9 protein-coding genes and 2 pseudogenes are annotated in these 8,843 nt (G+C 42.4%); 7 read left to right on the top strand and 4 right to left on the bottom strand.

Annotated elements, in window-relative coordinates; all coding sequences use genetic code 11:
- Window positions 1-7 precede the first annotated feature (7 nt).
- The 4 genes and pseudogenes from F893_RS10985 to F893_RS11000 all read left to right on the top strand — a co-directional run bounded on the left by F893_RS10985 (window position 8) and on the right by F893_RS11000 (window position 3,215).
- Window positions 8-550, top strand: a complete 543-nt coding sequence (locus tag F893_RS10985; RefSeq protein WP_004278730.1) for a PadR family transcriptional regulator — start codon at window positions 8-10, stop codon at window positions 548-550.
- Window positions 551-570: 20 nt separating this feature from the next.
- Window positions 571-1,505 (top strand): annotated as a pseudogene (locus F893_RS10990) (alpha/beta fold hydrolase).
- Window positions 1,506-1,524: 19 nt separating this feature from the next.
- A complete protein-coding gene (locus tag F893_RS10995; protein ID WP_005252083.1) occupies window positions 1,525-2,229 on the top strand; it encodes an SIR2 family NAD-dependent protein deacylase in 705 nt (234 codons plus the stop codon).
- 86 nt (window positions 2,230-2,315) lie between these two features.
- Entirely contained in the window at window positions 2,316-3,215 is a 900-nt protein-coding gene (locus F893_RS11000) for a LysR substrate-binding domain-containing protein (RefSeq protein ID WP_005252085.1), read from the top strand.
- Window positions 3,216-3,461: 246 nt separating this feature from the next.
- On the opposite strand, the gene map is transcribed toward F893_RS11000, so the two are convergent.
- Window positions 3,462-4,256, bottom strand: coding sequence for a type I methionyl aminopeptidase (gene map, locus F893_RS11005; RefSeq protein WP_004645281.1), 795 nt, complete (start codon window positions 4,254-4,256; stop codon window positions 3,462-3,464).
- Between the two features lie 350 nt (window positions 4,257-4,606).
- Between map and brnQ the strand changes: the two genes are divergently transcribed.
- On the top strand, window positions 4,607-5,893 hold the full coding sequence (gene brnQ / locus F893_RS11010) for a branched-chain amino acid transport system II carrier protein (protein ID WP_005252094.1): 1,287 nt from the start codon (window positions 4,607-4,609) through the stop codon (window positions 5,891-5,893).
- A gap of 588 nt (window positions 5,894-6,481) precedes the next feature.
- Window positions 6,482-6,700: a hypothetical protein gene (locus F893_RS11015; protein WP_004645284.1), complete on the top strand. Its 219-nt coding sequence runs from the start codon at window positions 6,482-6,484 to the stop codon at window positions 6,698-6,700.
- 113 nt (window positions 6,701-6,813) lie between these two features.
- Here F893_RS11015 and F893_RS11020 read toward each other — a convergent pair whose 3' ends face one another.
- The gene (locus F893_RS11020) at window positions 6,814-7,272 is read right to left on the bottom strand and encodes a hypothetical protein (protein WP_005252096.1); all 459 of its coding nucleotides are present in this window, start codon (window positions 7,270-7,272) and stop codon (window positions 6,814-6,816) included.
- A 117-nt stretch (window positions 7,273-7,389) separates the two neighbouring features.
- Here F893_RS11020 and F893_RS11025 point away from each other — a divergent pair, with 117 nt between their 5' ends.
- On the top strand, window positions 7,390-8,253 hold the full coding sequence (locus F893_RS11025; RefSeq protein ID WP_005252098.1) for an alpha/beta hydrolase family protein: 864 nt from the start codon (window positions 7,390-7,392) through the stop codon (window positions 8,251-8,253).
- Window positions 8,254-8,452: 199 nt separating this feature from the next.
- Here the strand turns inward: F893_RS11025 and F893_RS11030 are convergent, their stop codons facing one another.
- Together F893_RS11030 and F893_RS17910 are read right to left on the bottom strand one after the other, a co-directional pair.
- Window positions 8,453-8,674 carry a hypothetical protein gene (locus tag F893_RS11030; RefSeq protein ID WP_005252099.1) on the bottom strand — a complete coding sequence of 74 codons (222 nt, stop codon included), beginning with the start codon at window positions 8,672-8,674 and terminating at the stop codon, window positions 8,453-8,455.
- Between the two features lie 64 nt (window positions 8,675-8,738).
- A pseudogene (locus tag F893_RS17910) lies at window positions 8,739-8,843 on the bottom strand (IS5/IS1182 family transposase); the annotation flags it as partial.

An 8,843-nucleotide genomic window follows, 5' to 3' on the forward strand; every position in this document is an offset into this window, starting at 1 on the left:
GACGTTTATGTCTTTAGCGCATGTTTTATTGACCAGCCTGATTGAAAAACCCAGCACCGGAATCGAACTGGCCCGCCGCTTTGACCGTTCCATGGGCTTCTTCTGGAATGCAACTCATCAGCAGATTTATCGCGAGCTGAATGCCATGCTACAAAAAGGCTGGATTTCCACGCTAGAAGAGGAAGATTCCAATAGCCGCAAAAAGACTTATCAAGTGGAACGTCTGGGCCGGGAAGAACTGGCCAACTGGATGCTGCAACAAAGCCCACCGGCACAACTGCGCGAAGAACTGATGGTGCGTTTACGTGCCGAAGCCCAGCTTGGTGGCAATAACACCTTGGCAGAGCTGGAACGCCATCTAGAACTGCATAAAGAAAAACTGAAAACCTATCAGCAGATTTTTGCCAAGGACTTTGCCGAAGCGGACGAAACTGACCGTACCCTGTATATTCATAAAATGATTTTGCAACTGGGGATTGATCAGGAACTGGGCTGGATTTCCTGGCTGGAACAAGTCATTCCGCGACTCAAACAATTTGACGCAAAATAATTCTAAATACGGAGACACACATGCCCTTTTATAGCATGCCCGATGGTGAACAGCTATTTGTACGCGAATATGGTCAGGGACAGCCGGTACTGGTACTCTCAGGACTCGGCATGCTGAGCTGGCAATGGAAAGCTTTTCTCTATGCGCATCAGAAAAATTTCCGTTTCATTATTCCGGAATGGCGCGGCTTTGGGGCTTCCAGTCGCTGTAAAATTCCGCAAGATCTTGATGCAATTTCCAGTCACTGGCTGGATATTCAATCGGTAATTCAACAGCTCAATTTAGATAAATTCATTGTGATTGCTTACTCTATGGGCGCGACGACAACCATGCATGGCCTGCACTATGGGGACTTTGCCAAACACATAACAGCTTATTTGCACATTGATCAGACTCCCAAAATACCAGTCGATGATGCTTGGGCTTTTGGTCTTTTTGGCCCACGTCATCAGGAATTTATCGACACATTCTGCAGCAGCTCTCTGCCCTACTTGCACAATATCAGCAAGTTGAATTGATTCGCGATCTTGACGTTTCTGTCCGTAAACAAATTGCCGCCCTATGGCTAAAGTTTATTCAGCTACAAAATGAACAAAAATATAGCCTGAAAGCTTTCGAATTCATTTTGAATCAACTACAACTGCAAAGTCTGTTATTGCCTTCCAGTCGGGTGGATTATATGACGTGGTATATCAACAATTATTTATACCATCGTGAGGATTACCGAGAGGCATTGGCCCAGCTCAGCTGTCCGGTGACTTTCTTTAGCGGCGTACAATCCAAGCTATATCCTTTTGAAGGTCAGCGCCTGATTGCAGAAAGCCTGCCTCAGGCCAAACAGATACTTTTCAGCAAATCCGGCCATACACCTTTACTGACTGAACCGCTAAAATTTGCCCGAGAACTTGGCATCTTTTTAAATGAAAATTCACAATCTAGCACTTCAGCTGCCTAAAGATTCAGGAGATAGAACAATGAAAAAGTTAGTGGCTTTTTCCGGTGCAGGCATGAGCGCCGAAAGTGGCATTCATACTTTTCGCGACAATGATGGACTTTGGGAACAATACCGGATTGAAGAGGTCGCGACACCTGAAGCTTGGGCCAAAAATCCAGAACTGGTGCAACGCTTTTATAATGCCCGCCGTAAAAACATTCTGGAAGCACAGCCGAATGCCGCACATCAATTAATTGCCGATCTTGAAAATGAGTTTGATGTGCATGTAATCACCCAGAATATTGATGACTTGCATGAACGTGCCGGCAGCTCCAAGGTGATCCATTTACATGGCAATATTCGCCTGGCCAAAAGCTCAGGCCCCGATGCACAAAGCACAACCGAGTTTTATCCAATTGAAGGCTCTGAATTAGATTTAAATCAACACTTTTGTAAGGCAGGCTATCCGCTGCGTCCTCATGTGGTCTGGTTTGGCGAAGCCGTACCCGCGTATGAAGAAGCTCAAGACTGTGTACAGGATGCCGATATTTTCGTGGTGATTGGCACCAGCCTTCAAGTTTATCCAGTTGCCGGGTTAATTCATGAGATTCCTGCGAAATGTCCGGCCTATTACATCGACCCGAAAGCCGAGCAGCAGCATTTGCCTGGGCAGTTTTACAAAATCCCCCAAAACGCGACCGATGGCATGCAAACACTGCTAGGTTTACTGAAATCCGGGAATTAAATTTTTTTATATGCTGCATTCTCTGATTGACAGTATGCAACAATCAATTTTTAATCAGCTTATCGTTGCAAGGATGGAATTAAACCATGCTGTCTGATCTGGATGACTTTTACTGTTTCGCTCAGGTGGTGGAACATGGCGGCTTTAGTGCAGCCGAACGTGCGACCGATATTCCCAAATCCAAACTCAGCCGTCGGGTGTTTAATCTGGAAGAGCGTCTGGGTGTACGTCTGATTCAGCGCAGTTCTCGTCATTTTGCCGTCACCGATATTGGCATGAATATTTATCGGCATGCCCAAGTTATGCTGAATGCTGCACAGGCAGCGCATGATCTGGTTGACCATCTGAGTACCGAACCACGCGGAACTATTAAAGTTAGTCTGCCAGTGTCTATTGCCCAGAACGAACTGGCAAAAATTCTGCCGGATTTTTTGAAAAAATATCCTGAAATTAAAGTCCAGATGATGATCACCAATCGCCGGGTCGATATTATCAATGAAGGCTTTGATCTGGCCTTACGTGTCCGTTCCAGCCTGGATGATGACCCGAATCTGGTGATCCGCCAGTTTGAAAAAATTGAGCAGCATCTATTTGCCAGTCAAGGTTATTTAAATGAATTTGGTGAACTGAAAAACCCTGAGCAACTGGCTGAACATAAAATTCTGAGTATGGCTGAAGATCATACCGAACAGTTTCTGACCTTACAAAATGAACAGCAGGAACAGAAAAAAATCCGTGTCAGTCCCACAGTTATGGGTTCTGACTTAAATATGCTGGCCCAACTGGCCGCATCAGGCTCAGGCATCACTTTGTTGCCTGATAACGTGGTCGAGCAGTACGTGGCAAGTGGCGAACTGGTTCGGGTGCTTCCTGACTGGAAAGCACCGCATGGTATTTTCCATGTGGTTTATCCTTCACGTCGCGGCTTATTGCCCGCAGTCCGGGTCTTTATTGATTATTTGGTCGCTGAATTAAATCAGCACTAAGTGATATGCTTTTGAGGAAAACTGGACAAAAAAATAGCTCATTCTTGGGGAAAAATGAGCTAGAGAAACTTTCACTACAGCATAGTGAGCGAAAAAAGGAACTATGTATCTGACTCTTAGTTTAATCAGATATACAATCCTAAACCACTGTTTAATGTAGTGTTTTGTATGTTTTCGTCAACAATCACGAGTGAGTTGTAATTTATGTAAGTGGATTATCTAAATAAAGATCATGCAATCAATATTTTAAATCTCCGGATACTCACCTGTGCCTTCAGGCCAAGGCGACAACACTTCAAACCCGGTTTCAGTCACATAGACCATATGTTCCCATTGCGCAGACCAGGATTTATCCGTGGTGACCACAGTCCAGCCATCTTTCAGCTCTTTGACGCGGGCTTTTCCCATATTCACCATCGGCTCAATGGTAAACACCATGCCCGGAACCAGTTTAATGCCCTGACCCGGCTGGCCGTAATGCAGAATGTTTGGCTGCTCATGATAGACTTTGCCGATGCCATGACCACAATATTCGCGCACAATAGAATAACCTTCACGCTGTGCAACCGTTTGAATGGCATAACCAATATCACCTAGAGTCGCGCCCGGCTTCACCGCATGAATCCCGGCCACCATGGCTTCATAGGTGGTATTGACCAGTCGCTTGGCTTCTGGAGAAGGAGTTCCAACATAGTACATCCGGCTTGTATCACCAAAATAACCGTCTTTAATAATGGCAACATCAATATTGATAATATCGCCATCCTGCAGAACGACTTTCGATGATGGAATGCCGTGACAAACCACTTCATTCGGTGAAATACAGGTGGTTTTGGTATAGCCATAATAGCCAATATTAGCTGGCGTCACTTTTAATGTATTTACAATAAAATCATGACAGAGATCATCCAGATATTCAGTCGTGACACCTGGCTTGACATGCTCCCCGATCATCGCTAAAACCTCTGCAGCCAAACGCCCAGATATCCGCAGTTTTTCAACATCTTGCTCAGTTTTAAGACTAATCGCTGGAGCTCGCATATACCTATCCTCACTATGAATCCCTGAATTATAATACCTTTTTTGCGAAATATGTCGCAGTTGTTGAGTTTCAGCACAGCAATTTTCCTTGAAATAGGAATTTTCATTGCTGTTTATTTGTACAAACAATAACTGACACATTTTGATATCAAGTGCAGATATTTTTTGAGCTTATAAGGAAAAATATATTTTTCAGCGAATTATCAAACATATATTTCTACCAAGATTTGAATGACCGGTTATGTGATCCGCAAACTCACTAGAATCAAGGCTTCCAGCCTTAAAATAAACTCCAAAAAATTGGACATATACACTAAAATCGCTTTCTTTTGTTCTATTGATCTCCCTTTATGACAAGTCTGCGTACCCGGGATATTGTCGCCCTAGGTTTTATGACCTTTGCACTATTTATTGGTGCGGGCAACATTATCTTCCCACCGATTGTGGCTCAACAAGCCGGTGAACACGTATGGCTCGCTGCTTTAGGTTTCCTTATTACAGCAGTCGGCTTACCCGTGATTACCATTATTGCGTTGTCTCGCGTTGAAGGCTCCATTCAGGCACTAAGCTCGCCTCTTGGCAAAGTAGCCAGTATTTTGCTGACTGTGATATGTTACTTAGCTGTTGGCCCTTTATTTGCGACACCACGTACCGCAACCGTTTCTTATGAAATCGGTTTTTCATCTTACTTTGGCAATGAATCTGGCAGTCTGCTCATTTACAGCATCATCTATTTTGCTGTGGTGACCATCGTGTCCTTATATCCAAACAAGATCCTGGATACCGTCGGCTATTTCCTGTCGCCACTTAAAATTATTTCTTTGATAATTTTGGGTGTAGCAGCCGTGATGATTCCTGCCAGCAATCCGCCTGCAGCGATCGATAATTACGTTACCAGTCCAGTGACTGAAGGTATCGTGAATGGTTATTTAACCATGGATACTTTGGGCGCTTTAGTTTTCGGTATTGTGATTGTTAAAGCCATTACTTCACGTGGTGTAACCGATAAAAAACTGATTACCAAATATGCGGTCAATGCCGGCATTATTTCTGGTATTGGTTTAACTCTGGTGTATTTAAGTCTGTTTAAACTTGGACTGGGTAGCCATGAGATCGCACCAAATGCAGCCAATGGTGCCATTATCCTGCATGCTTATGTACAACATGCTTTTGGCGATATGGGTGCCTACTTCCTGTCTGGCATGATTTTTATTGCCTGTATGGTCACTGCAATTGGTCTGACCTGTGCCTGCGCCGAGTATTTCTCCAGTTTGACCAAAATCCCGTACAAGATTTTTGTCTTTATTCTGGTCGGCTTCTCACTGGTGATTTCAAACCTGGGTTTAACCAAACTGATTGCTGTTTCGGTTCCAGTCTTGAGCGCTATTTATCCGCCTGCCATTAGCGTCATTATGCTGAGCTTCTGTGCGAGCTTCTTCAAGAAACCATCTCATGTGATTGCGCCAGTGACCCTGGTGGCCTTGATCTTTGGTATTTTTGACGGATTAAAAGTCGCTGGTTTTGAATTGCCTGCATTACTGCAAAACTTACCTCTATCAGAACAGAATCTGGCCTGGTTTATTCCATCCATGATTGTATTGCTGATTACAGCTGTGATTGACCGTATTAGAAACTAAAATTTCTAGGATGTCTGAAAAATCGTATTTTTACCCAAAATCCGGTTTGAGCGTGATCAATAATTGTCAGGTTTTACCCAGACGGGCATTTATTGTTTCTTCATCATGGCATCAAATCACCGCTGTAAATCTGGATACTAAGATTTCCTATAAAATATGATGTATAGAATTGCACTTTAATTATTTTATTTTTTTATATAAATATAAACAGAAATTTTAATTTCCTGATTTTAGATACTTATTGTTGCCAACTTAAACCAAGTCCCCCTCCGAGTCATACGCAAGCTTACAAAGTATTGATTAACACTACATATCTTTGGCGTAGAATTTGCATTTTCTATTTGGTCGCATTAATCAAATGATGACTACATCTTATTTCCAAAATTAACTGGAGGTGAAATCTGAAAATATAATTCTTGCCTAATCAAGTGATTATGTAGTTATACGACTAAAGATGACCATTTTGACTGTAAAAGCCTGCCACAGCAGTTGCAAAGGTCCAAATTAAACAGTACAACTATATATTCAATTCTGACTGATTAAATCTGCTTTAATCTTCAATAACATAAATAAATGGGAGGGATGGAGATGTTATCATTACATTTCAACAAGCAAGTCTTCATTGACGCTCTTAAAGCCAACAACACCAATCTGGTGACATTTATATGCACCACTTTTGCACTCATGCTGACTTTAACCGTCCATTGCTTAATTCAAGGTAATTTAAAACTTGAATACTTCGGCTATGCACTGATTGTCTCAGCTGCGTTTTTCCTATGGGCTGCCATAGACCAGAAATACCGATAAACAAATTTTTAATTAGCCCAGATGGATGATTTGGCCAGTCATCCATCTGGTGAAAAAAGTGTTTTAACTTTCAAGAATTCCAGCATCCTTTCAGAATAACTATAAAAAGAACATTAAAATAATCCGATAAATGCTCCATAGAGCAAGATCCCCGTCCCGCCCAATTCTGCGATAATTAAACCCAGCATGGCTAAAGTCATCAAACTTCCTGGCAAATGAAACTTACCCAGCTGATGCGGTTGTTTAAACTGATTCGTCGTGTCTTGCAGAAAACCATGTAGCATATAAGCGGCAATCGAGAAGCTAAAAAACAGAATATTGACTAGTACGCAAATCAGATTCGCCATACTCGGCCACACTGAACAATAGGCTAATACTGCCAGAATTAAAGTTGCGGGTGCATAAAGCAGGCTGCTACGATGGGCAATATCGACATAATAATGTGCGCGTGACTGAGGTGATTGACGGATCTGCCAGTATTTCCAGACGCCGGTAAACATCCCGATCCACAAGAATATTCCACTAAAAATAACGGCTATTTTAACGGCCAGCTCAAGTTCCATTAGCTGCATAAGTTTATTCCATCTCTATTATTTTACTGACTTTTAAGTCATATTTTCCCCAAGCTACCCTGCTAAAAATCTATACAGTAAAGCTTCATCGGGATTATAAAAATCATAGTGTATCGTATGTCTGAATTTGAAACATTGACTCTCCAGTGTCAGGATGGCTATCGCTTAAGTGCACGTTTTTATGCAGCTATTTCTGAAACTGAAAATCTTCCGGTATTAGTCTGTCCAGCCACTGGCATTACCAAACAGTTTTATCATCAATTCTGTGTCTGGTTACAAGCTCAAGGCTATGCGGTCATGGTGTTTGATTTTCGGGGGATTGGTGATTCACTACATGGTCCTTTGAGAAAGTCAAAAGCCAGTATTGTGCAATGGGGTCAACTGGATATTCCGGCCGCGATAGATGCGTTATTAACGCGTACCAATACAGAAAAGGTGACTTTACTTGGACATAGCGCCGGTGGTCAGCTTTTAGGTATCGTACCAAATCATCATAAAGTCGCAAAAGTCGTAGCCGTGTCATGCTCAACCGGACATATCAAAGGACTTAAAGGTAAAACCAGACTGCTTGCGCCGGTCATGTTTAATGTCATTTTCCCACTGGCCCGAATCACTAAAGGTTATGGCCCGACTCAAGCGATTGGTATGGGGGAAAACCTGCCTAAAGATGTGGCACGAGAATGGGCACTGTTTTGTAGTAAACCCGGCTATGTGATGAATGCGATCGGTAAACTTATATCACCTAAAGCAGATTTTCATGCTCAAGTCACCTGCCCGATCACCTCGATCTGGTCATCGGATGATGAAATTGCCACGGAAGCCAACGTGAAAGATTTACTGCGTTTATATCCGAACGCAAAAACTCAGATAATTGAACTTAGACCTAAAAGTTATGCGTATAAAAACATTGGTCATATGCTGATGTTTAAAAAGTCGCATCAGAATTTATGGCCGGTGATTGAACAGCAATTGGCTGTTTAAATCAGATTTAGATGGTTATTTTCAGGCTGCTGTGTTCTAATACACGCAGTTTGAGATGAGCCTCTTACAGTATATGGGCTTGACCTATATACGACTAGCCCCTAACCATGGGGCTTTTTATTGTCTGAATATTTTAAAACGGATATAAAAATGGGCTGACGATAACGCCAACCCATGTCTTTCTTTATCGAATTAAATATTATTTTGTCTCAATGTCATAAACCCAATTTCGTGCCTGTTTGTCTGTGGTCGTTTCACAAACGTAGTAGTCGTGATCCCATGAATCAGGATGGAAGATTTCACGCTTATGATAAGTCACTTGTTTGGCATTTTCGACGCAGACAAAGCTGTCGCCTTGGTCTTTAACTTGGGTTCCGTTAAGGAAACCGCCAATACAGAGGAAGCGGGATTGTTTGGGCATTGCTACAACAACTTTTAAACTATTTTTCAATGCGTGGATTAAACGATTTATTTAGGGTGTGTCCTCATTTGGCTTTGCACCAAATAAATATACAGGCTATACGAATCATAGATTTATAATTGCGTGCCAGTTTATCAAATCGAGTTGCAATAGCACGGAAATGTTTTAA

This window comes from Acinetobacter sp. CIP 102136 (genome assembly GCF_000369685.1).
Lineage (GTDB): Bacteria > Pseudomonadota > Gammaproteobacteria > Pseudomonadales > Moraxellaceae > Acinetobacter > Acinetobacter fasciculus.